Genomic DNA, 23,002 nt, shown 5'->3' with positions numbered 1-23,002 from the left:
TTAAGTGCAGCATACGCTGCAAACATATAAAATAAAAATCATTAAATTTTAGAAACTCAATAAGTTTTACTTATAATGTTGCAGGGCGGTATATGAAGCTGAATCAATTAATAATTTTAGATGCCATAGTGCAAAGCGCAAGCTTAAGTGGGGCAGCACTAAAGCTACATAAAACGCAGCCCGCGCTTACACTTGCTATTAAAAAACTAGAAGAAAAAATAGGATTTGAGTTACTAGATAGAAGTAAGTACCGATTACAGCTTACTGAAAAAGGGCGTATTTTTCACCGCGAGGCGCAGCAACTCCTGCATGCGAACGGCGAGTTAGCACAGCTTGCTAAAGAATTAGCACTCGGGAATGAGCCCCAATTTAGAATTTGTTACGAACAACTTTGCCATATGCAAAGTTACAACGAGATCATAAGTAATACTTTTAGGTTGTTTACCAGCACGGAATTTAGCTTAACAAGCGGGAAGCGCTTTATTTCGTTAGAGCAAGTAAACAGTGGGCAAGCTGAATTAGGCATTGGCCCGTGGTTTGATTTATTTCACGCGACAGGCGATTTAGAAAGCGTACCTATAGGCAGGCTCGATATTGGCATTGTCAGCGCTAAAGGCGTACTTCCTCAAAAGCTAACCTATAGCGAACTGCAAACGTATCCGTGTTTAGCCATGTTTGAAAGTGATTTGAGTATCGACAGTGACAGACTATCGTACTCAAAAGGCTCGGCCATGATGAAAATTGATGATGTATCGACCTTAAAATCGTTTTTACTCTCAGGCGCAGGTTGGGCAATGATGAGCCTAGAGCACTGCGACCCTGAAATAAAAGCAGGCTTACTTCAAGAAATACACATAACTGACCGTGAGCATAAGTTTAGTGCACAAATTAGAGCCTTTAGACAACATGCAGTGCATCATGGCCCTGTAGCGCGCACTATATGGGAGCAATTTAAAGTACTTAGTGAGGCGTATTTAAATGAACGCTGATATTGATAAAGAAACACTTATTTATACTGTTATCGCAGGCATACCAATAGGTAAAGTAGCAAGTTACGGTCAAGTTGCAGCTCTTGCGGGTTATCCTCAAAACTCACGGTTGGTTGGGCGCTTATTAAAAGTGATGCCAAACGACTCAGTTATACCTTGGCACAGGGTAGTGAATAGCCAAGGTAAAATATCATTCCCTGAAGGTAGCGAAAAATACCAAGAACAACGTGAAAAGTTATTATCAGAAGGAGTATTGTTTAAAAATGACAAAGTAAATATGCGCGAGTGCCGGTGGGAGTGATATGACTATGTATGGGCAGGTAAGTGCCATAGCTGACCTCTAGGCGTGAATTGATACTCTGTTGGGTGGCGCCTTCGGCTTAAGCAATCTACCTTTTGACGTAGGTCGGATAAGTGGCTTCGCCATGCCATCCGACACAGTAAAATACCTTGCCAATTATTATCAATATTTTATGTTGTCGACTGGCTGGAGAGTGCCAGAAGCCGCCGTTGATAACATTTTGCTAAGGGGCAATTGACTATTGGCTATACTTGCTCGAAGCGCCAAGCCAACTGTTAATTGTCCCAGTGAGTTTACAAACGAAATTGAGCAACTAGTTATTCATCATTCAGCGCCAACCATACAAGCTCGGTAATTTCAGGTATTTCTTCTAATTTCAAATCAGAAAGTTGATTACTTCGAGATAACAGGTTGTCAATTTCCTTAACCAATGAAATACAAGTATTCAACGAATCTACGCGGCTTTCATCATAACTAACACTAACTTCTGTAGGATAATGAGCTAAGATTAGATCGTTTATTGACCTTTTAGAGTCAAACTCGACTATTTCCATCAATTTTTCCAATGGGTAATATGAGTTTGAATAATTAGTTGAATAACACATTTGATAGATATCATTTTCATTACACAAACCATTAATCAGAATTTCTATCAAACTAACCAGTTTGGTTCTGACTTCAAGGAGGTTATCTTGATATCTGGGATGAACCTTTTTATCTACACACAAACTAAGAACATTTAGATTGTTAATGATGTTCATAAATGCGTAGGTAAAATAAAAAGCTTTGCTATCAGAAAACTTACTAAACTTTGTTCTTTTTATACTTGGCTTGTATCCATCTATCTTCTTATAGTCAGAGTAAAGCTGACTATTATAGTGTGAGTTTTGATGAAAGACGGTTGTCCCATCTAAATATCTTTTAAGATACAACTCTAAGTTAGCAGCTATTTCTGAAGCAGCATTAACACCACTAGAGAAGACCGAACGTTGATCTGAGAGGCTACTTTTTTCTTGGAATGTAGCAAACAACTCATTGAAAATTAAAACTTTTGACATCAAGGAATTCGTTTGAAACTCAATCACCTCATCAAGCTTGTTTTCTATTGCGGCAAACTTGCTTTTAGTGCTTTCAAGGTCACTAATAAGCTTTTTCGAGATAACAGATTGAGATATAAACGTGTGGTTATTTTGTATCAAGAAAAGACTAGGAGAAAAATAATCATCACCTTCAACATCCAATGTCTCTAAGTTACAAACAATTTTCCCCAAATTATCTCTAACTTGACTACCTCTTAATATGTACTCATCATTGTCTATTTTTTGTTGAACATCTTGTGGGATGATAACTTTGAGTTTTTTTTCTGTACTATCCATTTTTACCTACTACGAATATGATGAATAACAACTTTATCAGAGGACACTTTCCCTTTTTTAGCACGAAAACGTCCTTATTTTATGAGTTTGTATTAATATCAAAAAGCATAAGTTATTACTAGCTATATATATTCTGCTTTATGTAACTTATCAGGGCAAAATCATACTTGAGCGTTATTTATCCTAAAATAAGCTGCTCTCTTACCTCATCTGACCAAGCAGCCTGTTTCAACTTACCTTTCATACTGTCTTTTATCGCGCTTAATTTCGCTAAGTTCATCGCAAATCGTCTAAAGGTCGCCATATTCTCGGGGGCATCACCTCGACGAATACGTGAATCGTCTTCTTTAAATGTCATATCTAATACCCAGTGTGCTGAGTTTTCTATTCCCCAATGCTGGCGAATAGACTTGGCTACTTGCTCTGGGTTTATCCCTAGCGAGCTGATGTAATAACTCGTTTCCATTGTATGACTATCACCAACATAACGCTGTCGTACTACCTCGACTATGGAGTTGAAATTGACCCAACCGTGGCGCTGCTCAAGCCAATCTGTCACCAACAGTTGAGTGTAAGTGCGCTGCTCTATTCGACCATGCCCATCATTTACTGTTTCATGGCTATTTTGCTGGATGAGTGATGGCTGCTCTCGTCTGACTTTGTGATAGTAGGCTTGAATTTCTTTGTTCAATTTTCCTTGGTTATTCTTCACTTGCAGCAAATAGTCTCCGTCTTTCTTGCTGACGGCTTTCGTCACTTTCTTTAAACAATGCATCGCGTCTGCTGTGATGATATTGCCTTTAAGCTCAAGTAATTCAATAAGTGCCATCACTGTTGATACTTCATTCTTCTTACTTTTTGATTTGCATTGTGCTAGTACTAGGCCCTGTTCAACTGCATAAGCTGAAACACTGTGAATAGCTGTTTTTTTATCACCATCATAAGAATGGCGAAGTGTTTTACCGTCAAAGGCAATGACGCTTTGATTATTCGCATCTCTAAGCTCATTAACCCAAGAAACAAAACAAGCTAATAAAGCTTCAGGGGCCAGTGAGCTAATGATACGAGCAATCGTATCATCGACAGGAATACCATTTTCAAATGAACGAAACTTACGTAACCAAGTCAGTTTACTGTCACCGAATTGCTTAATATCCTTCCACCCTTCAGCACCTGAAATAATCGCAGTGACTGTAAGGAATATAACATCCAGCAATTCATGTTTTTTGTTGATGTGTGAACGAGTATCTTGAATGTCGTTGAAATGGTTGATGAATGACATGTTAATCGCCTTTGAGAAAAAGGCGATTTGATCACAGATTCGAAGTAATAATCAAGTTAAGTATGATCTTGCCCTGTGTAACTTATATAAATATGTAAAAAGAGGAAAGTGTCCTCTTATTCTTACTAAGTTAAAAACGACTCACCTGATCGACCGCTTATCGCTCTTTACCCATTGCGCCGAAAACACGAAACCCAACCTTGAACTGAAAATGCCAATCGTTGGGAATCACTCTTAAATGCTTTGTTATAACTCTCTAACCACTACTGCTCATACACAAAAGAGAGCAAATCTCTAAAACCTGTTAGCTCACGAAGCTCATCGACATTTTCGAGCAAGTAGTTAATTCTCTTCCAAGCTTGATAAGGCTTGTCTTTTCCTGCTGGTCGAGCATCAGGCCATAGCAAATCTTCTAACGTATCTTCTGACTACAAACTTCTCTACATTTGGTGCTGCACTATCAATTTTTGCATTAGCTCGATAGGGATCAATACCTGTCAACTCCTGAAGCTCCTCTTCAGTACGATCTTTTTTGTCCATATCATGGACAATTCTAAACGGTACCTCGAAATTAGCTAAGAGTCTTGCTATTGCAGGGATCGTCCACTTACCACCACAAGAAACAATTGTAGTGTTCTCAACATTACTTGATTCCATTTCAAATGCTTCAAGTATTTCATATGCCCGTTTAAAGACAGCCACCTCACTGTCACCCTCGACTAAAACAACGCAACTAGCAAAGAATGCTTCACAAACTGTGGGGTGAAAATCTAAGGTTGCTCTTAAAGCTTGTCGTTCTTGAGCGCCATTCGCCGCCACGGCGAATGGATCAGATTGCAACTGTTTAACTTCCGAGGGTTCTCCCTCCCATTTCTAGATACCAACACCAAAGACTTAGGGTCAGAAGCTACATCAATGAGAAATGGTGAGTGAGTAGTTGAAACAACTTGCCAATTGCTACTTGCACCAATAGTTTCAAGTATACCCTTTAGTTTTCTCATTAAATGAGGATGGATATAAAGTTCAGGCTCTTCAAATAGTAACAATGTAGATTTAACTTGTTCGCCACCTTGAGCGCTTTCCATTCGTGCTATTGTTTCTAATAATGCGAAAGTCAAAGCTCGTTGTGCACCATTGCCCTGATTGTCTGGAGACGTAGTATGACCGTCATTGACTAAAAGGGTCGCTCCAGAGTTAATAAACTTCTCTGAGTCAGGAGTATTAAGGCTCATTAGTACTTCGGCGTCTAAAATACCTGACAAACGAGTAGTCAATGAATCAGTTATACCTCTGATCTCTTCAAATTCGTCTTCGGCTTGCCCCTGCATTTTTTCAGTTAATGCCTGGATAGCTGTCTGCAGAGTTCTAAACTCGTCCGAGCGCGAAATGACTGGCATTACAACAGAAGAAAGCAATTGATTAAAGGGCGATTTCCCTGTTGTTTTTAAATCATCACTAATCTTGCTAACCGCTGGAATAACTACACACTTTGGTAAAGCTTGTTGCAGGGCAGGTTTAATACTTATGCCCTCATCAGTCCATACATAGTCACCTGTAGTGATCAGGTCTGCATCATTTTCTCTTAGATACTGCTTTATGGTTTCTCGGTTTGATACTGTTCGCCAACTAGTTCCTGTTATACCTTGCTCAGCTGCAATATCCTTAATGGTCTGAGAAAGATCTCTCCAGCCAGATGACCAACCATCAATTTGTTCTTCCCGAATATGAGCTTCGTAATCAACGTTAATTGAAGAGGTTTCAACATCGGCGGATGCTACTAAGCGTAGATGGATCTCATTGTTCTGCACAATACCAGCAACTCCGGGACACGCAGATTCCCACCCCTGCAAATTTTCAAACCAGCACTCAATTATGATGGGCTCATCATAATTGTTATTTCTCCAATCAGAAAACTGAGGCTTAACCTGATTAAGAAAGTAATCTATCGCACTAAATATTGTTGACTTACCAGTATTATTAGCGCCAATCAAAGATGTGTAATTTCTCAACGAGAATTCTATATTTTCTATAGATCTGAAGTTTATTATTTTTATTTTCGAGAGTTCCATTTTGCCTCCTGAGTTATAACGCCGCGCTAAACCGCGCCGGCTCTTTCGACGTCGGATTTAAGCGCCTTATAGTTACTCCGTTCCATTAATTAATGTATTTACCTATCTCATTAATACATGGAATATGCTTCTGTTGATCACGAATATTTGAGCGGAAACAATCAATGTTTGTAACAAGACTTTCGGATCAACAGGAGTTATTTGTTTCAATACGCATACTCAGGGATTGTCGTAATGCCGACTATCTATAAGACCTGCGAGAAACACTATTAGCCTCTATTTATTCTTTCACTTTACCTCTAGGAGGCCCAAAATGGAAGCCTTTAACGTCTCAGATTTTGCAGCCCTTATCGGGATCGATTGGGCTGACCGTAAACACGATATTTGTGAAATAAATCGTGACACAAATACACAACATTTAAGTGTGATTTCCTCTGAACCTAAGTCAATTAATGCATGGGCGCTTGAGTTAAAACAACGCTACAACGGCAGATCTGTTGCCGTCGCGTGTGAGCTAAAAAAAGGCCCACTTATATATGCACTCAGTAAATTTAAGCACATTGTATTATTTGTGATTAACCCATCAAGTGTTGCTAAATACCGTGCTGCATTTACGCACAGCGGGGCTAAAGATGATCCTACTGATGCAATTATTCAAGTTGAAATCTTACAACTTCACATGGATAAATTAACGGTTATTAGGCCGGATTCAGAGGACGTTAGGTGTCTTGCGCAGCTTGTCGAATACAGACGTAAACTAGTACAAGATCGTGTTAATTTAACCAATAAAATAGCCACAACGCTAAAAAATTATTATCCCCACGTGATTGATTGGTTTAAAGAAAAAGACACTCAAATATTCTGTGACTTCTTACTGCGCTGGCCCTCTCTTGCTCACGCTAAAAAAGCGAGGAAACAAACACTACTCGACTTCTTTAATCAACATAATTCCCGCTACCCACTCGTTAATGAAAAGCGGATAAAAGAAATAAAGGATGCTGAAATTCTTACCGATGATATGGCGGTGATCACGCCAAACTTATTGCTTATTGAATGCCTCGTTCCTCAACTAAAACAGCTCATGCTGGCAATAACACGATTTGATGACGAAATTAAAACGCTTTATAAGCAACATAAAGATCGCGCTATTTTTGATAGTTTACCAGGTGCAGGCCCACAATTAGCACCTCGATTATTAGCCGCTATGGGGTCAAATCGTGACCGCTATAAGTGCGCCGCTGACATACAAAAATACGCAGGCATTGCTCCAGTAACCGAACGCAGTGGCAAAAAGGAATGGATACACTGGCGATACTCGTGCACTAAATTTTTAAGGCAAACATTTGTGGAATGGGCTGGATTATCTGTGCGCTATTCATTTTGGGCAAAAGCCTATTATCGGCAGCAAGAAGCCAAAGGAAAACCCCATAATACCATCATCAGATCATTGGCATTTAAGTGGATACGAATTCTATTTAGGTGCTGGAAAACACATACGCCCTACGATGAATCAACTTACTTAACCGCATTGAAAAGTAAGGGTTCACCGCTGTTAAAATTTGCGGTGGAAAGTGAGCTTTAGCGCTTGCTGTCCACCTCAGGGCGTGTTGTTATAGCTGACGTGAGTGCCGCCAAACAAAAAGTATGGCGATGCTAAAATCCACTACAACTGATTGATTTTTTTACGGTGATATTGGAGTTGCACTGAGCAAGGAACGGACGGTTGATATTGACGGCCATTCCTTTGCCAAATAGTGCAGCCTTCGATGACCGCGTTTTATTACCCAAATTCTACCAGACTTTAACGAAAGCAACAGGAACAACGCTGGCGAGCTGTAAACCCTGTGAAAATCTTAAAATTAGCGAGCAAAAGGAAACACTTCTGACGTTTCACTTGAGCTATAACATTTTAGTATTTATGCGACACGCAGTTTGTGTTGCATAATCGCTTGTTGGACTGAGGCGCTACCTGCTCGGTGTGTCAGAGTTGGTGTTGTTTACACTATGGGAACTTGCTTTTATTGCCTAAGCGATATCAAGCCAACATTACTGGCGTGTCTATCGTATCTAAGCTGTCCCTGAGTTACTCAGCGTTTATTATGTATCCATTAAACCTAATGTTTAACCGTTAAGCAATTATATTTAGCCAATCCCAATGACCGGTTATCGCTCCTAGCCGAACTTCGCCAAGGTGCTATGAGCAGAAGGTGATAACATTAATCACTTGCTAGGCATTTATGCTCAACCTTTCTTGGAGCTCAATATTGCTATATTGCATTAACTGAAATGCTTTAGATACCTGTAATACAGCTCTTTTTCACCACCTGCAAGGGTCACATTTAAACTACCAGCTTCTAAGCATTCCAGAGTGTTCTGTGTAACCGCTGAGGCAAGATCTATAATTTTGTTTGGATTAATTAAAGTAGCCATCTCAGGTTTATAGCTTTCAATGTTTCCATCCCAACTCACAGATGAATATTCAACTAAAGTTTGTATTTCTCTATCAAATCTAAAATTAAAACTGGGCTTGTTACTATGCTGTGCAATTGCCATTAAACTTGCGTTATGAAGAAATGAATTGCGTAATGCATATATTGCTTTCGTATCAATGTGACCTTCGGGATACTCAGCAAAATAATATAAGGCTTTTAAAATGGGACTAGAGGCCGAATTAGAAAATTCATCCATATCCGTACGCGCGTAACAAAAACCTATTTGTTCTATAACTGCAAAAGCACCAACAACAGGTATAAAGTTTTTTGAATACTCCATATGTTTAGCGTGATTAATTTCTTGAAGTGCAATCGGTAGGATTGATTTTAGGTGGCCGTCTTTAAGTTGGTAAAAAGTAGCTCCACCTAAATGTGCATATGCTAACTCTAAAAGAGATAATTCCGTAAGAGTCTTATTTTTCCATTCACTGGTGTCCAATTAATACTCCTTGAAATGGTGTGGTATGACTAATCACACTTTTATATATTTTTATGTCTGCTTTCGTATAAAAAATTGACTTTTGAACGATTGTATTTCCCCCTATTTAGTCTGCTTATAGGTCCAAGGCGAACTTCGTCAAAGTACCAGCTATAGTCGCACAATAGTCATTTGTTAAATGGTTTTACTACGATACTCAATTTCGAGAATTGCTTTCGTCATAGCCCCAATACTTATAGCTTCGACCATCGTTAAATCCGGTTTAGCTAGACTACCATGACCCGCCGTGGGCAACTGATTACGAAGCTTATAGATATCCATTATTGCGTTAATAAGATTTTCAGGTAACTTTGAGACCTTTTTAAATTGCTCAAAAAAACCACCTAATGATTGGTTCGAGACATTAGGATTTTGAGTAATGTCTTTTGCCATTGTTTCTAATATATTGGCAGCAGCGTGTATAGCTCCCGCAGGGTCATTTTGGTCCAAACAATTATCCATTCGGTCAATTTGTTGAATAATATTTGGGTGCAATCTATTAATAAAGCTACTAGCTAGGTTTTTATTAAAATCCCTCACGCTATCAAATACTTCGCAGTCTAAATAATACTTAGGATTAACCGACATCCATGAGGACTTCCAGTCATTTGGCAAATTATCACGTTGTGCTATGCGAGTACCAAGATCCTGATCTATTTCATCAACATATTTATACATATAGTCAGCGTAATAATGCAAATATTTAAACGAAACTTCAGGACAAAAATTACTGACGGACGACAGACCTCCAGACTCTTTTGTATAAATTGCTGGAACTTCTTCATCACAAAGTGAAGAAAAACTTGTCCTGCTCCAGAAAGAAATTAGTTCTTCAGTTTTACTTTTTGTAATCCCTGCAATCATATTAATGCGAGATAACAAAACTAAGCTCTCAAAGTACCGTGGGCATTTATGGGAATTTGCATAAGGGCAAGTTGATAGACCGTCGCGTCTTTTAGATTCCGCTTGCCACCAATTTCTATCAGGTACAATTCTACTCATACTTCGATTAACCATCTAATAGTGCGCTCATCGCGCATATTTCTGCCGACTAAACGCTCATTTATCTACTTTATATAGTTTTAACAAATAACCTAAGGTATTACTATCCCTAAGTTTTCTAAAACTTTAACTAAAGTTAAATTGAACAATATGCGCTTGTCGCTCATTTACATGAATATATGAGCAAAGAGCAGTTTGACCAATCAATTAACGACGATATTTAGCCACTTTCAATGACCGGTTATCGCTCAAACCTGACCATTTTAAATGGCTATACCAGCTCAATAAACATAATTACTAATTGAAATATAATGGCAAACACACCCAGCAATAACAAATAAGTGCCAAATAGCGTGGCTAAATTGGGTGCTTTTAGCACTGTAAAAAAAGTGCCTAAACTATAAAAAATACCGCCGGCAAGTAGCCAGTAAAGTGCTTTTACATCAACACTTGAATAAAGCGGATAAACAATAGCCAGTGCAAACCAACCCATGAGTAAGTAGGTGGCGAGTGATATTTTTTTATTACCGTTTTTTACAAATACTTTGTATGCAACGCCTGCTAGTGCCACAGTCCAAATAAATGTAAGAGTTGCCCATGACCAAGCACCAGTTAATGAGATTAATAAAAGGGAGTGTAGGTGCCGGCAATTAATAAGTATATGGCGCAGTGATCGCACTTTTTATAAAAGGCTCTTAAGCGCGGTTGAATACTGGCATGGTACAAAGTGGATGACAAAAATAGTACAAATAGACTGCTGCCATAAATTACAGTACTAATATACGCTTTAGTGCTGGTGGCTTGGCTAAATAAATCCCACATAACAAATGCGGCAAATACAATACCAAGTGCATGGCTAATTACGTTTAGTTGTTCTTCTTTTTTAGAATAGGGCGCTTCTAACGACATAACAGATCCTACCACTATTTGAATGAATTTTAGTGTACAAGTGTACGCTGAGTTTTTCAATATTATAATTTTTATATGAATACAATAATTTATTGTTTTTCATAAAGTTGAAACATCAATTTAACCAATGCGTAATTAATAAGACGTAAAAAAGTCGTAATAGTTCGTTAGATTACCGGTAATTCCTAAAAACAATTAACCGGACGAACAGTGAAAAACATGAAAAATAAATTAACAACACGGCCTTTTCTTAAACTTACTAAATTGTCTGTGGCGATGATTTGCGTTACATCAACAAATAGTTTTGCAGATCAAACCATAAATAAAGAACTTGATGAAATAGTGGTTGTTGCTCAAAAGCGTGCGCAATCAATACAAGATGTGCCTGTAACAATAAGTGCCTACGATGGCGACTTTTTAGAAAGCTTAGGTATTGGCGAACTCGACACTTTATCTGAAATAACACCAGGGCTTGTTATTCAAGAGCAAAGCCCTAACAACCCAGGCTTTGTAATTCGTGGTATTACGTCTGATAGTGGGTCGTCTCAATCATCCCCTCGTGTGTCTATTTATTATAACGGAGCAGATGTATCACGCTCTCGTGGCTCATACTTTGAGCTTTTTGATGTAGAAGGGATTGAAGTTGTTAAAGGACCACAAGCGACACTGTTTGGAACAGCAGCTTCTGTAGGTGCTATTAGTGTAGCAACACGTAAACCAGAAAAAGATTTTTCGGCGCAATTAAAAGTATCCGTTGGTAATTACTCGGCCAAAGGTGTTAGTGGTTTTGTAACGGGTGGTAATGATTTAATGCAAGGCCGTGTTGCTTTTACTTATCGTGAACGTGATGGGTTTATAAAAAATATTGCAGGAAATAGTAACTCCCAAAATCCGGCTGGGTTTAAGCAAGATGACATGCATGCTATTGAGCGTTTTTCTTATCGTCCGTCTTTACGTATTACACCTAGTGACGATGTAACGATTGATTTGGTGTATACGTATGAAAAAAATGATGACTCGGGTACATCTTTTAAAAATGGGCTTTATGCACCAACCGGTGGTGATACAAGTCCATATAGCTTTGTTGAAATGCCAGGTAGTCCGTATGCAGAGTTTGTGTTTGGAAAAAAAGACTTAGGTGTGGAGCGCACAGTTAACGATTTAAATTTGACTGTAAATTGGGATGTAAGTAACGATTTAACAATCACCTCAATTACCGCAGGGCGTAACTTTGATTCTTTAGAAGTGTTTGATGCTGATGGTACGCAGGCATGGTTTTTAGAATTTGCAGAAGCTGCTGAGGGCGATCAATTTAGCCAAGAATTACGCGCTGTTTATACGCAGAATAAGTTTACTAGTATTTTTGGTGTGAGTTACTTTGAAGAAGAGGGTAGCCAGCGTATTCCATTTAGTACAGAGGAGTCTATATTCTTAAATTGCTTAGGCGTATTGGGTACAGGTGTTCCTTGTATTAATAATGATGGTAGCGTTAATATTTTAACGCCAGTATTAACAGGTGGTGCAATAAACGAGTTGCCATATTCATTAGAGTTTACAAACTATGGTGAAAACAAAGCGTACTCAGCGTTTGCTGATGTAACTTATGCTGCAACTGAGGCACTGGAGTTAACAGCGGGTCTTCGTTATATAAAAGAAGAAAAGCGCAGTGGTTATAGCTCTGCTGCACCCAATAGTGTTTTAACACAAGCGCCATTGTTTACGGTTGATACAAATGGTGAAACATTCTATGGCGATGCTGATTATGATGATTGGCTGCCACGTTTTAATGCGCTTTATATAATAAACCCTACTACAAATATGTATGCGACTATTTCAAAAGGGCGTCGTTCGGAAGTACTTGAAGTAAGTTCGGCTAACGACGAACAAGGGAATGCTGAAGCCTCTATATCAGAAGTTCCAGCGGAAATTATTTGGAACTACGAAACCGGTATTAAAGGCAAAGCGCTTGACGGGCGTTTAGATTACTCTGTCGCTGTATTTTATCAAGATTACTCTAACTTTCAGGTTACGTTACAGGATGATGAAGGCGTTGCGTTTTCTGCTGATGCGGGCTCTGCCACTAATGTTGGCGCAGAGGCTGAAGTAAGGGCGTTAATTAATAATGAGTTTGAGGTATTTGCCAATGCGGCTTACCTTGATGCTGAAATAGATGATGATAGTAATAACGGTAACCTCGCAGGTAATAAATTTAGATTACAACCAGAGTGGACGTTTAGTACGGGGCTGTTTTATTCAACAGAATTGTCAAACTCACTTAATTTAACGAGCTCTTTAATATATAGCTACCGCTCTGAAGTGTATTTTGAGCCAGCAAATGCGCCAATATCAGGCTTAGATATTAGCCAACCAGGGCTTGGATTAGTCAGTGCGCGCTTAGGAATTGCAAGTGGTGATGATTGGGCCGTTAGTATTTTTGCCAGTAACTTATTAGATAAAGAGTATTTAGTTGATGCAGGTAATACTGGAGGGGGATTTGGCAATCCAACATTTGTTGCAGGGGCACCTCGTTTTGTTGGTATTGAGTTAACTCTCGGGTTTGGTGGACAATAATACATTTAACTACTTGATATTTTAATTGAGCCACTGCAAAGTGGCTTTTTTATGTGACCACTTTAAAAAGTGTAATTTCTATATTGGATAAATATGAAACCAGATCTTAAAGCTGCTTTACTTACCGCCATTGTTTATCCTGGAGCGGGGCATTTTTCTTTAAAAAAACACCTTATAGGCGCTATTTTTGCGGGGGTATTTTCTGTTCTTTTAATTTTAACCTTTCAAGATATATTTGCGATTGCACAGTGTACTGCAAATGAAATTGTACACGGAAAAATCCCTATGTCGGTTACGGCCATTTTAAAAGCCGCGCAACAACCTTCTGACGCCTGCGCCCAATTCGCTGAATATAAGTATGTGCCTTTAATGATTGTTATTTGGGTATTGAGTATTGCAGATGCCTATCGTTTAGGACGTAAGGTGTTGCCCAATATAATTGACTGAAATGTATGCAAGGAGGTGTTTCTTAATCGATGGCTACCTATTTACTCTACTTAAACATTTTATTTTTACCTAATGTAAAAAAAGTGTAAAAAACAATATATCCCCGACAAAATCTTCGAACTTCGTTAAACATGCCTTTTATTCTCCTTTTCCTAATTCACGGCAGTGCTTCGTGAATTTTTTGTTCAGTTAATGTTAATAATAAGTTGGTACTTTTAACTTACGTAAAATATAAATGACACTTATTTTGTATTGTTTTTTTGCGGTTTTACTTTATTACATCAGCGAAATGACGACTGATAACTTCAATTTAAGGAAATATTATGAATAACAGTTTAATTAATCACAACAAAAGGAACTTTAAACTGACGAGCTTATCGTTAGCTTTATTATTAGGTTGTTCAACAATGGCTAATGCCGCTGTTGAGAAATTAACGGTTAGCGGTAATCAAATTCTTGCTGGTGGTGAAAATACGAGCTTTGCAGGTACCAGCTTATTCTGGAGTAACACGGGGTGGGGGCTGAAAAATTTTATACCGCAGAAACAGTAGCACGTGCTAAGTCTGAATTTAATGCAACATTGATTCGCGCGGCAATAGGCCATGGGTCAAGTGCTGGTGGTAGCTTAAATTATGACTGGGATGGGAATATGAGCCGTCTTGATACTGTTGTAAATGCTGCTATTAGCGAAGATATGTACGTTATTATTGACTTTCATAGCCATGAAGCACATACAGATCAGGCTACTGCCGTTCGATTTTTTGAAGACGTAGCTACAAAGTATGGGCAATACGATAATGTTATTTATGAGATTTATAACGAGCCGTTACAAATTTCATGGGTTAACGATATTAAGCCTTACGCCGAAACTGTAATTGATAAAATTAGAGCAATCGATCCTGATAATTTAATTGTGGTTGGTACACCAACATGGTCTCAAGACGTTGATGTGGCATCACAAGATCCGATAGATCGCGCCAATATTGCTTACACTCTGCACTTTTATGCTGGCACGCACGGACAATCATATCGAAATAAAGCGCAAACAGCACTCGACAACGGTATTGCATTGTTTGCTACAGAGTGGGGGACAGTTAATGCTGATGGCAATGGTGGTGTTAATGCTAATGAAACAGATGCATGGATGGCATTTTTTAAAACAAACAATATTAGTCACGCTAACTGGTCTATTAATGATAAAAACGAAGGGGCTTCGTTATTCACCCCTGGCGGCAGTTGGAATTCATTAACCGCTTCAGGCACTAAAGTTAAAGAGATCATTCAAGGTTGGGGTGGCAGTACCGTTGCTTTAGACTCTGATGGCGATGGTATAAGTGACAGCCTTGATCAGTGTGATAATACTCCTGCCGATACAGTGGTTGATCGTATTGGTTGTGCGGTAACTGATGCCGATGCTGATGGTATTAGCGATAGTGTTGATCAATGTCCAAATACACCTGCAGGGGAAACCGTTAATGATGTGGGTTGTGCTGTTGAAGTAGTTGAACCACAAAGTGATGCGGATAATGATGGAGTGAATGATGATATTGATCAGTGCCCAGATACACCCGCTGGTACAAATGTTGATGCAAATGGATGTAGCGTTGTAAGTTCAACCGATTGTAATGGTATTAATACATACCCTAATTGGGTGAAAAAGGATTATTCGGCCGGTCCATTTACACACAATAACACCGACGACAAAATACAATATCAAGGCAATGCATACAGTGCAAATTGGTATACAAACAGCCTTCCAGGAAGTGATGCTTCGTGGACGCTTCTTTATAGTTGTAATTAAGCGCGTTTAATAAAATAAACGAGAAGGTAAATAATGTGTTTACCTTCTTTTTTATTATCCTTTATAAACACTTTGATGTTGATTAACAATGCTGTAGCTTGAAGTGTTAATGTTATCTACATAGCGCCAATCGGTTGTGATTTGCTCTTTAGTAATAGTCAGTAACATATAGCCACGGTGTGATAAGTCACAATAGTTTAAGTCGTTTATTAACAATGAAAGCGAGTCAGCCATCTGCTTTGCTTGTGCTGTATTAAGCGCTAAATAATGCTCCATACCCGGGGATGTAACACCAGGTGTTGCAAACTCTACTCCTACGCTTTCGCCTTTTGCATTTTTTAATGTGCCATGCCACGCATTGTGCGTATCACCTGCAACCACGACTAACTTTTTATTTAATGCAGTAACGCTTTTGTATAATGCTTCGCGCTCGCTTGGGTAACCATCCCACGCATCTAAATTATAAGGCATTAAAGTATTTACGCGTGCGAGTTGCTCGGGTGTTACCGCTTTATTTGCTAACACTGTTTTTTTAATTGCAACAAGCTCTTTTAATACCATCGGGATTTTAGTGCGATCGGATTGCGAGAATATTTCAGTAGGCAGCCACATTTTGCTCATGAGTACTTGCTGCCCTAATACTTGCCACTTTGCATTTGACTCAGTTATTGCACTCGTGAGCCAGTTTAGTTGTGTTTTACCTAGTAACTGCCTTTTTGGATTATTTAAATCACTGACAAAGCGCGCAATATCCATTTGCTTGGTCTCGGGGTTTTTATAGTCGCTGTAAGCGAGTTGTTTATCGCGTGCTATTACGCGCGTATCTAGCATGTGTAAGCTTATTAAATTACCAAAATCAAACGTGCGATATATTTGCGGGCTTTGTTCGCCCATAGGCGGTCTAATTGGCAGCCATTCGTAATAAGCTTGAATAGCCGCTGCACGACGTTTAAAAAAATCACCTTCGTTAGTGTTGTGATTTTCCGCGCCATTTTTGTATGTATCATTAGCAACTTCGTGGTCATCCCATATTGCAATAAAAGGCGCTGCTGCGTGAAGTGCTTGTAGACCTTTGTCTGTTCTGTAAATTGCATAGCGTTTGCGGTAGTCGCTTAAAGTAATAATTTCACCGCTGTTATCGGCGGCTAATTGGCGGCCAATTTTTTCAGCATTTTCAGTGGCGTATCCACCCATTGGGTATTCGTAAATGTAATCTCCTAAATGCAGTACTACATCTAAATCCTTTTGCTTGGCGGCATCAGTGTAGGCATTAAAGTACCCAGCAGGGTAGTTTGAGCACGACACAACAGCCATTTTTATTTGTTCAACATTACTTATTGGCAGTGTTTTAGCTCGGCCTATAGGGCTTTGTGTTTGCAAACCCATAAAACGGTAAAAGTATTCGGTATTTGGTGCAAGATCTTGCACGTCTATTTTTATAGTAAAGTCGCGGCTTTTATCTGTTTGTTCGTAACCGCTGCGTAATATATTTTTAAAATCAGGATCAGTTGCCAGCTCCCATGAAACAGTCGCAATGGAAGATGGTTGAGAGGTTGTGGCTCGCGTCCAAATTATTAAAGCATTACTGAGTGGATCACCACTGGCAACACCATGCTTAAACTCAATTGCTGATAATGGTCTGTCAGCTAGTGTTTGAGCGCAGCCTGTTATAGCGCTGGAAATAGCAACGGTAAATACACTGGCTACTGATGTTTTTAAAAACCACGACGAGATAAGATAGACATACTGCACTTTTCAATTATTTATAGTAATGGAACTTTAACGTTTAGATATGACGTTTTTATAAACGCTAAATGTATTTACTGTGACTTTTATTAACGTGGGTAAATAGATCTTAATTATTAACCAAATATTGGTCAAAAAATAAAATTAAGTGGTTAGATTAATAGAGTGTGAATTTTTGAAATTAATTAAATTTATAAAAACCTATTTAATTACAATGCTTTAATTTTATTTTCATGTTGGCACAACCCTTGATTATATAACTTCGTCTAATCAAACAATATACAAACAAGGAATACCATTATGAAATATTCAATTAAAATCGCTATGGCAAGTTTATTAGTATTAGGTTCTGCGCAAGTACACGCAACAGAAGTGGACCTAGATGTTACTGATATATTAGCTCAAAGTGTAACAAGCTACGTTAAGCAAACAACATTCGAACTTGAAAAGTCATTAAAAGAAACGCTTTATTTTGATGCTAAAACTGTTTTAGTTGGAATATTAGATGAGGCTGTTTTAACCGAGAATACTGCGTCTAAAAATACTGACGCGAGTGTTAAAAACGTTAAATAAACCATTTAAAGGATTAAAACGATGAGCAGTGAATTTGGGTTATTTGCTTTAATGTTAGCGCCAGTAGCCAGTATGATAAGTGCATATTACTCAGTCCAAGTACTAAAAAGCATGGGGAGCTGGTTTAATATTTAACCAATGGTGAAGTAGGTAATTAATTCGATTCATGCAAAGCTGATCGACTTAGCAAAAGCGCACGTAAGTAAAGGCAGAGTGTTTGAAATAAGTAGACTTTATGAAACGTGCGATTTTTCCATTACCCATTTTTATGTTACCTGAAGGTTATACGCGATTACGCATATTTGAGCCTCGCTATTTAAATATGGTTAAAAACGCATTAAAAAATAATACAGGGTTTGTGCTTTGTACATTTGAGCATGACACGCCTTTTAATATAAGTGCGCAAGGTTGTCTTGTTGATATAATCGATTTTGACCAAGACGATAACGATGTATTATTAATTGATGTATATGCATCTAAAAACGTGCAAATTAATGATGCTTACCAAGACGAAGACGAACTGCGACATGGGCTGATATCGCCTTGTAATACGCCTTATTGGTATAAAGACATTAACAATTCAATTGGCGAACATTACCTATTACATGATGCGCTTTTAAACGTCTTTGAAAGTAATCCGGAACTTAGTTTACTGTACAAAAAAACTCATTTTGACAAGTTGCCTTGGGTTGCAGCACGTTGGCTTGAGCTCCTACCTATTTCTATCGAGAAAAAACAGCAACTTGCGTTTGAAACGAACTTTGATAACTTACTGAATTTCCTCCATACTGTGATTAATAACGAATTTGCCTAAATTTTATGATCCTAAATTAATTATTGCCCGTATTACTTAATACAAAAGCAATAATGGGATAAATTATTATGGTAAGTCAACAACAGTCACCACGTTGTGAACCTAATACAGGTAAGTACACTGCCATGCCAGAAACGCCGAGTAAAGAGCTCATGCAAGCGCTTATAGACGTTGCGCAATCACGCGATAAAAAAGCGTTTTCCTATTTATTTGAATATTTTGCGCCAAAAATTAAACGCTTTGGAATTAAGCAGTTTGGTGTTGAAGCTCAAGCAATGGAGCTTGTTCAAGAGACGTTAACGTCTGTTTGGCGTAAAGCACATTTGTATCACAGTGATAAAGGTGCAGCGACTACGTGGGTTTATACCGTTATGCGTAATGCTTCATTCGATATGCTTCGCAAAATGAAAAGTAACAAAGAAGAAAACATAAGCGAAGATATTTGGCCGTTATTAAACGAATCACAAGATACACATCACGAATACAGTGATCATTTAGAAGACAAGCAAATTAAACGCTATTTAGACAAGCTACCAATCGCTCAACGTGAAGTGGTAAGAGGCGTTTATTTTCAAGATATGTCGCAAGAGCAACTTGCACATCAACTTAACATTCCAGTAGGCACGGTAAAATCACGGTTACGTTTGGCCTTGCAAAAATTACGTAATGAAATGGGAGATCAGCATGATTAAACATCACCCGAGTGAAACTTTACTGACACAGTATTGCGATGCATCACTTGCTACATCACTGAGTTTAGCCGTTTCTATACATGTAGATATGTGCCCTGTGTGCCAAGCTAAAGTCGCTAAAATTGAAGCAAGTAACGCAGACGCGTTATTTAGTGAAGAGCCAGTCCAATTTGAGACAGTTCAAACAGAGCAATCTGAGTTATTTGAAGACTTTGAATTGAATGTTCTTGATATGATCACATCTGATGATTCTATCGACGAAGTTTATGAGGTAGAGCCTGTTTCTATTAAAGTAAATGAACATAACTACCAGCTTCCACGTGCTTTAACGCGTATTTCTCATAGTAAATTTACACAAGTTGGTAAGTTAGCGCGATCTCGAGTTTCGCTTGATGATGGTGCGCTGCGTTCTAGCCTGTTACACATTGATGCGGGTGGTGAAATACCAGAGCATACGCATACTGGATTTGAAGTTACTTTACTCCTAGATGGTGAGTTTAGTGACGAAGATGGTAGTTACGTACCAGGCGACTTCATATGGCAAGATGGTAGTCATCAGCATACACCTTTAACGAAAGACGGGTGTTTGTGCTTTACAGTTGTCAGTAGTGCGCTACATTTTAATAAGGGCTTCAGCAAGTTACTAAATCCAATAGGTAATTTGATTTACTAAGAGAATATATGCACACAGATATAATAAAAATAGGTATAAGCGCCTGCTTAGCAGGCGAAAAAGTTAGATTTGATACGGGTCATAAAAAATCAAATTTTTGTATGGATGAGCTAGGTAAACACGTTGAATACACACGGTTTTGTCCGGAAGTAGCTGTTGGTTTACCGATACCTCGCCCAACTATTCGCCAAGTTAAAGTGGGCGATACTATTAAAGTATGTCGCCCAGATGGCACTGGCGAAGTAGGTCAACAACTTACCGAATATGGTAAAAAAGTTGCAACAGAACAAGCTAAAGAGTTGAGTGGATTTGTATTTTGCGCGAAAAGTCCAAGTTGCGGTATGGAACGCATTAAAATATACAATGAAGCAGGCACGGGTAATACCTCAGAAGGCGTTGGTTTTTTTGCTGAGCAAATAATGAAGCACAACCCATTATTGCCATGTGAAGAAAACGGGCGTTTAAACGATATCCATTTACGTGAAAACTTTGTAATGAGAATTTACGTATTTAAAAACTGGCAAAAGTTAGTACAAGAGCCGCTTACTGTTCACAAGCTTACTCAATTTCACTCTCAGTATAAATATTTGTTGATGGCTCACAATTATCAAGCTTATCGTGATTTGGGTAACCTGCTTGGAACGTTTGTAGGTGACGATATAAATGCAGTTGCTGATGAATATATTTTAGGTTTGATGACAGGCCTTAAAAAGCCAGCTTCTCGCAGAAATAATTGCAACACGCTAATGCACTTACAAGGCTACTTTAAAACTGATTTATCGAAGGTTGAAAAACAAGAACTTCGTGATGCGATAGATGAATACCGCGAAGGATTGGTGCCATTGTATGTACCACTTACCTTGTTAAAACATCATTTGAAAGTTCATCCGAATGAGTACCTTGAAAAACAAGTGTTTTTTAACCCATACCCTCACGATTTAAAACTACGATTTGGTATTTAATGGATACATTATTTTGGTTTAGGCGCGATTTGCGCCTTTTTTCTAACGAAGCGTTAATTCAAGCGCTAAACAATGGCGCTAAACACGCCATTTTTTTGTGTTTGAAAAGCAGTGGCAACAACACCAAACAGCGCCTATTCAGATTGACTTACTCAAGCGCCGAGTTACTTATCTTCAATCCCAACTTGCTGATTACGGTATTACTTTACATATTATTGAAGCGCCTAGCTTTTGTGATTGTACGCGCGAGCTCATTAACTTTTGTAAAGCAAACGATGTAAAACACGTAATTGCTAATACAGAATATGAGCTTAATGAAGTAAACCGCGATAAAGCAATTTTGCATGAATGCGATGAGCGTTCAATTACTTTTACTTTGTACGAAGGTGATTTAATTGCGCCTGCAGGCTCAGTTAAAAATCAAAGTAATGAAATGTATAAAGTGTTTACTCCATTTAAACGTGCATGGTTAAAGCAGTATCAAGATACACACTTTAGTTTACCACAATGGCCTTTAACTTCTGACCCTATTGAATTTGACGAGAGTGATTTACTAAAAAATGATGGGTGCTCAGATAAGTGGCTGGTTGACGACGAAACACTCTCTACCGTAGTTGATAATTTTATATGCGACAAACTTACAAGTTACGACGACCAGCGTGATATTCCCAGTGTAAAAGGCACATCGGGTTTAAGCCCGTATTTAGCACTAGGTATTGTAAGCACAAAGCAACTGCTTATTAATATTCAGCAGCGTTATCCTGATATTTTAACTACATCAAAAAGTAAAACGTTTACGTGGATTAACGAGCTTGTTTGGCGCGAATTTTACAGGCATTTAATTGCTGAATTTCCGAAGCTTTCGCGCGGTGATAACTTTAACGAAAAGTATAACGCTGTAGTGTGGCGTAAAAGCGAAAATGAATTTACAGCATGGTGTGAAGGGCGTACAGGTTACCCGTTAGTGGATGCAGCAATGCTACAACTTAAGCAAACCGGTTGGATGCATAATCGTTTACGAATGGTTGTTGCAAGCTTTTTAACTAAGCATTTATTAATAGACTGGCGTGAAGGTGAACGCTTTTTTATGCAGCACTTAATTGATGGCGATTTAGCCTCAAATAATGGTGGTTGGCAGTGGGCTGCAAGTACGGGCTGTGATGCTCAGCCTTACTTTAGAGTTTTTAATCCTATCAGACAAAGCGAGCGCTTTGATCCAACGGGCAAGTTTATCCGTAAGTATTTGCCAGAGCTTGAAAACGTGCCAGATAAACACATTCATTTTCCACACACTTATTTAGCCGCAACAGGCAAAGATAAGGAATGTTACTGGCCAGCAATAGTTGATCATAAAGCGGCACGAGAACGTGCACTTGCTGCATTTAAGGTGTGATATGGATAACCAGTTACCAGTAGATAAATTTGTTGAAATATACCAACAGCTTGATAGCACTAATCTTGATTTATTGAGTGATATTTACTGTGACAACATACAGTTTATAGACCCGATGCATGAAATTAATGGCATTGTAGAATTGCGCAGGTACTTTGCTAACTTATACAGCAATGTTAAGCATTGTCAGTTTGATATTAGTGATTCGTTTAATAGCGGTAACAATGCTTTTATTTATTGGACTATGCATTATGCACATCCAAAGCTCTCATCAGGTAAAACTATTTCGGTAGAAGGTCATAGCAAGCTTATTTTTAAAGATGGCAAAATTATCAAGCACAGAGACTACTTTAATGTGGGCGAGTTGTTATACAAACACATTCCTTTACTTGGTAGCGTTATAAAGCTAATTGATAAAAGGACAGGTTAATT

The 23,002-nt window shown here is 38.5% G+C and carries 17 protein-coding genes and 4 pseudogenes; 13 read left to right on the top strand and 8 right to left on the bottom strand.

Annotated elements, in window-relative coordinates; translation table 11 throughout:
- The first annotated feature begins 92 nt into the window (after positions 1-92).
- Positions 93-989 carry a LysR family transcriptional regulator gene (locus P4S71_RS00340; RefSeq protein ID WP_008137116.1) on the top strand — a complete coding sequence of 299 codons (897 nt, stop codon included), beginning with the start codon at positions 93-95 and terminating at the stop codon, positions 987-989.
- On the top strand, positions 979-1,290 hold the full coding sequence (locus P4S71_RS00335) for an MGMT family protein (protein WP_149603666.1): 312 nt from the start codon (positions 979-981) through the stop codon (positions 1,288-1,290). The genes P4S71_RS00340 and P4S71_RS00335 overlap by 11 nt, the downstream gene beginning before the upstream one ends.
- A 317-nt stretch (positions 1,291-1,607) precedes the next feature.
- On the opposite strand, the gene P4S71_RS00330 is transcribed toward P4S71_RS00335, so the two are convergent.
- The 4 genes from P4S71_RS00330 to P4S71_RS00315 form a co-directional block, all read right to left on the bottom strand.
- Positions 1,608-2,666, bottom strand: coding sequence for a hypothetical protein (locus tag P4S71_RS00330; protein WP_337149816.1), 1,059 nt, complete (start codon positions 2,664-2,666; stop codon positions 1,608-1,610).
- 178 nt (positions 2,667-2,844) lie between these two features.
- Complete coding sequence (locus P4S71_RS00325) at positions 2,845-3,948, bottom strand: ISAs1 family transposase (RefSeq protein WP_096793603.1); 1,104 nt, start codon at positions 3,946-3,948, stop codon at positions 2,845-2,847.
- A gap of 393 nt (positions 3,949-4,341) precedes the next feature.
- Entirely contained in the window at positions 4,342-4,788 is a 447-nt protein-coding gene (locus tag P4S71_RS00320) for an ATP-dependent endonuclease (protein ID WP_337149815.1), read from the bottom strand.
- A complete protein-coding gene (locus tag P4S71_RS00315; RefSeq protein WP_337149814.1) occupies positions 4,731-6,017 on the bottom strand; it encodes an ATP-dependent nuclease in 1,287 nt (428 codons plus the stop codon). Before P4S71_RS00315 ends, P4S71_RS00320 begins: the two co-directional genes overlap by 58 nt.
- A gap of 313 nt (positions 6,018-6,330) precedes the next feature.
- On the opposite strand from P4S71_RS00315, the gene P4S71_RS00310 reads away from it, so the two are divergent.
- Entirely contained in the window at positions 6,331-7,599 is a 1,269-nt protein-coding gene (locus P4S71_RS00310) for an IS110 family transposase (RefSeq protein ID WP_337149813.1), read from the top strand.
- A gap of 695 nt (positions 7,600-8,294) precedes the next feature.
- On the opposite strand, the gene P4S71_RS00305 is transcribed toward P4S71_RS00310, so the two are convergent.
- The 3 genes and pseudogenes from P4S71_RS00305 to trhA all read right to left on the bottom strand — a co-directional run bounded on the left by P4S71_RS00305 (position 8,295) and on the right by trhA (position 10,898).
- Complete coding sequence (locus P4S71_RS00305; protein WP_337149812.1) at positions 8,295-8,948, bottom strand: hypothetical protein; 654 nt, start codon at positions 8,946-8,948, stop codon at positions 8,295-8,297.
- 174 nt (positions 8,949-9,122) lie between these two features.
- Positions 9,123-9,989, bottom strand: a complete 867-nt coding sequence (locus P4S71_RS00300; RefSeq protein WP_337149811.1) for a hypothetical protein — start codon at positions 9,987-9,989, stop codon at positions 9,123-9,125.
- 281 nt (positions 9,990-10,270) lie between these two features.
- Positions 10,271-10,898, bottom strand: a pseudogene (gene trhA / locus P4S71_RS00295) (PAQR family membrane homeostasis protein TrhA).
- 219 nt (positions 10,899-11,117) lie between these two features.
- Between trhA and P4S71_RS00290 the strand changes: the two are divergent.
- From P4S71_RS00290 to P4S71_RS00280, 3 genes and pseudogenes are all read left to right on the top strand, one after another.
- Positions 11,118-13,469, top strand: a complete 2,352-nt coding sequence (locus P4S71_RS00290) for a TonB-dependent receptor (RefSeq protein ID WP_337149810.1) — start codon at positions 11,118-11,120, stop codon at positions 13,467-13,469.
- 93 nt (positions 13,470-13,562) lie between these two features.
- Positions 13,563-13,916, top strand: coding sequence for a hypothetical protein (locus P4S71_RS00285; protein WP_096794578.1), 354 nt, complete (start codon positions 13,563-13,565; stop codon positions 13,914-13,916).
- A 323-nt stretch (positions 13,917-14,239) separates the two neighbouring features.
- Positions 14,240-15,717: pseudogene (locus P4S71_RS00280) on the top strand (cellulase family glycosylhydrolase).
- Positions 15,718-15,771: 54 nt separating this feature from the next.
- Here P4S71_RS00280 and P4S71_RS00275 read toward each other — a convergent pair.
- Positions 15,772-17,462 (bottom strand): annotated as a pseudogene (locus P4S71_RS00275) (alkaline phosphatase D family protein).
- A 301-nt stretch (positions 17,463-17,763) separates the two neighbouring features.
- Between P4S71_RS00275 and P4S71_RS00270 the strand changes: the two are divergent.
- The 7 genes and pseudogenes from P4S71_RS00270 to P4S71_RS00240 all read left to right on the top strand — a co-directional run bounded on the left by P4S71_RS00270 (position 17,764) and on the right by P4S71_RS00240 (position 23,000).
- A complete protein-coding gene (locus P4S71_RS00270) occupies positions 17,764-18,036 on the top strand; it encodes a hypothetical protein (protein WP_337149808.1) in 273 nt (90 codons plus the stop codon).
- Positions 18,037-18,271: 235 nt separating this feature from the next.
- Positions 18,272-18,850, top strand: a complete 579-nt coding sequence (locus P4S71_RS00265) for an LON peptidase substrate-binding domain-containing protein (RefSeq protein ID WP_337149807.1) — start codon at positions 18,272-18,274, stop codon at positions 18,848-18,850.
- 68 nt (positions 18,851-18,918) lie between these two features.
- Positions 18,919-19,542 (top strand): sigma-70 family RNA polymerase sigma factor, encoded by a 624-nt coding sequence (locus P4S71_RS00260; RefSeq protein WP_002962457.1) that lies wholly within the window; start codon positions 18,919-18,921, stop codon positions 19,540-19,542.
- Positions 19,535-20,215: a ChrR family anti-sigma-E factor gene (locus tag P4S71_RS00255; protein WP_007376330.1), complete on the top strand. Its 681-nt coding sequence runs from the start codon at positions 19,535-19,537 to the stop codon at positions 20,213-20,215. Before P4S71_RS00260 ends, P4S71_RS00255 begins: the two co-directional genes overlap by 8 nt.
- 8 nt (positions 20,216-20,223) lie before the next feature.
- Positions 20,224-21,177 (top strand): YbgA family protein, encoded by a 954-nt coding sequence (locus tag P4S71_RS00250; RefSeq protein ID WP_096794581.1) that lies wholly within the window; start codon positions 20,224-20,226, stop codon positions 21,175-21,177.
- Positions 21,177-22,570: pseudogene (gene phrB / locus P4S71_RS00245) on the top strand (deoxyribodipyrimidine photo-lyase). Before P4S71_RS00250 ends, phrB begins: the two are co-directional and overlap by 1 nt.
- 1 nt (position 22,571) lies before the next feature.
- Positions 22,572-23,000, top strand: a complete 429-nt coding sequence (locus tag P4S71_RS00240; RefSeq protein WP_007376327.1) for a nuclear transport factor 2 family protein — start codon at positions 22,572-22,574, stop codon at positions 22,998-23,000.
- Positions 23,001-23,002 lie beyond the last annotated feature (2 nt).

Source organism: Pseudoalteromonas sp. B62, assembly GCF_037162565.1.
GTDB lineage: Bacteria > Pseudomonadota > Gammaproteobacteria > Enterobacterales > Alteromonadaceae > Pseudoalteromonas > Pseudoalteromonas fuliginea.
The sequence above is the reverse complement of the archived record's forward strand: the minus strand, read 5'-3'. Positions and strand labels throughout refer to the sequence as shown.

Coding starts and splice junctions, on each gene's coding strand:
- P4S71_RS00315 (WP_337149814.1), bottom strand. CDS start 6,017: ATGGAACTCTCGAAAATAAAAATAATAAACTTCAGATCTATAGAAAAT.
- P4S71_RS00340 (WP_008137116.1), top strand. CDS start 93: ATGAAGCTGAATCAATTAATAATTTTAGATGCCATAGTGCAAAGCGCA.
- P4S71_RS00260 (WP_002962457.1), top strand. CDS start 18,919: ATGGTAAGTCAACAACAGTCACCACGTTGTGAACCTAATACAGGTAAG.
- P4S71_RS00310 (WP_337149813.1), top strand. CDS start 6,331: ATGGAAGCCTTTAACGTCTCAGATTTTGCAGCCCTTATCGGGATCGAT.
- P4S71_RS00265 (WP_337149807.1), top strand. CDS start 18,272: ATGAAACGTGCGATTTTTCCATTACCCATTTTTATGTTACCTGAAGGT.
- P4S71_RS00240 (WP_007376327.1), top strand. CDS start 22,572: ATGGATAACCAGTTACCAGTAGATAAATTTGTTGAAATATACCAACAG.
- P4S71_RS00290 (WP_337149810.1), top strand. CDS start 11,118: ATGAAAAATAAATTAACAACACGGCCTTTTCTTAAACTTACTAAATTG.
- P4S71_RS00250 (WP_096794581.1), top strand. CDS start 20,224: ATGCACACAGATATAATAAAAATAGGTATAAGCGCCTGCTTAGCAGGC.
- P4S71_RS00285 (WP_096794578.1), top strand. CDS start 13,563: ATGAAACCAGATCTTAAAGCTGCTTTACTTACCGCCATTGTTTATCCT.
- P4S71_RS00270 (WP_337149808.1), top strand. CDS start 17,764: ATGAAATATTCAATTAAAATCGCTATGGCAAGTTTATTAGTATTAGGT.
- P4S71_RS00255 (WP_007376330.1), top strand. CDS start 19,535: ATGATTAAACATCACCCGAGTGAAACTTTACTGACACAGTATTGCGAT.
- P4S71_RS00335 (WP_149603666.1), top strand. CDS start 979: ATGAACGCTGATATTGATAAAGAAACACTTATTTATACTGTTATCGCA.
- P4S71_RS00300 (WP_337149811.1), bottom strand. CDS start 9,989: ATGAGTAGAATTGTACCTGATAGAAATTGGTGGCAAGCGGAATCTAAA.
- P4S71_RS00330 (WP_337149816.1), bottom strand. CDS start 2,666: ATGGATAGTACAGAAAAAAAACTCAAAGTTATCATCCCACAAGATGTT.
- P4S71_RS00325 (WP_096793603.1), bottom strand. CDS start 3,948: ATGTCATTCATCAACCATTTCAACGACATTCAAGATACTCGTTCACAC.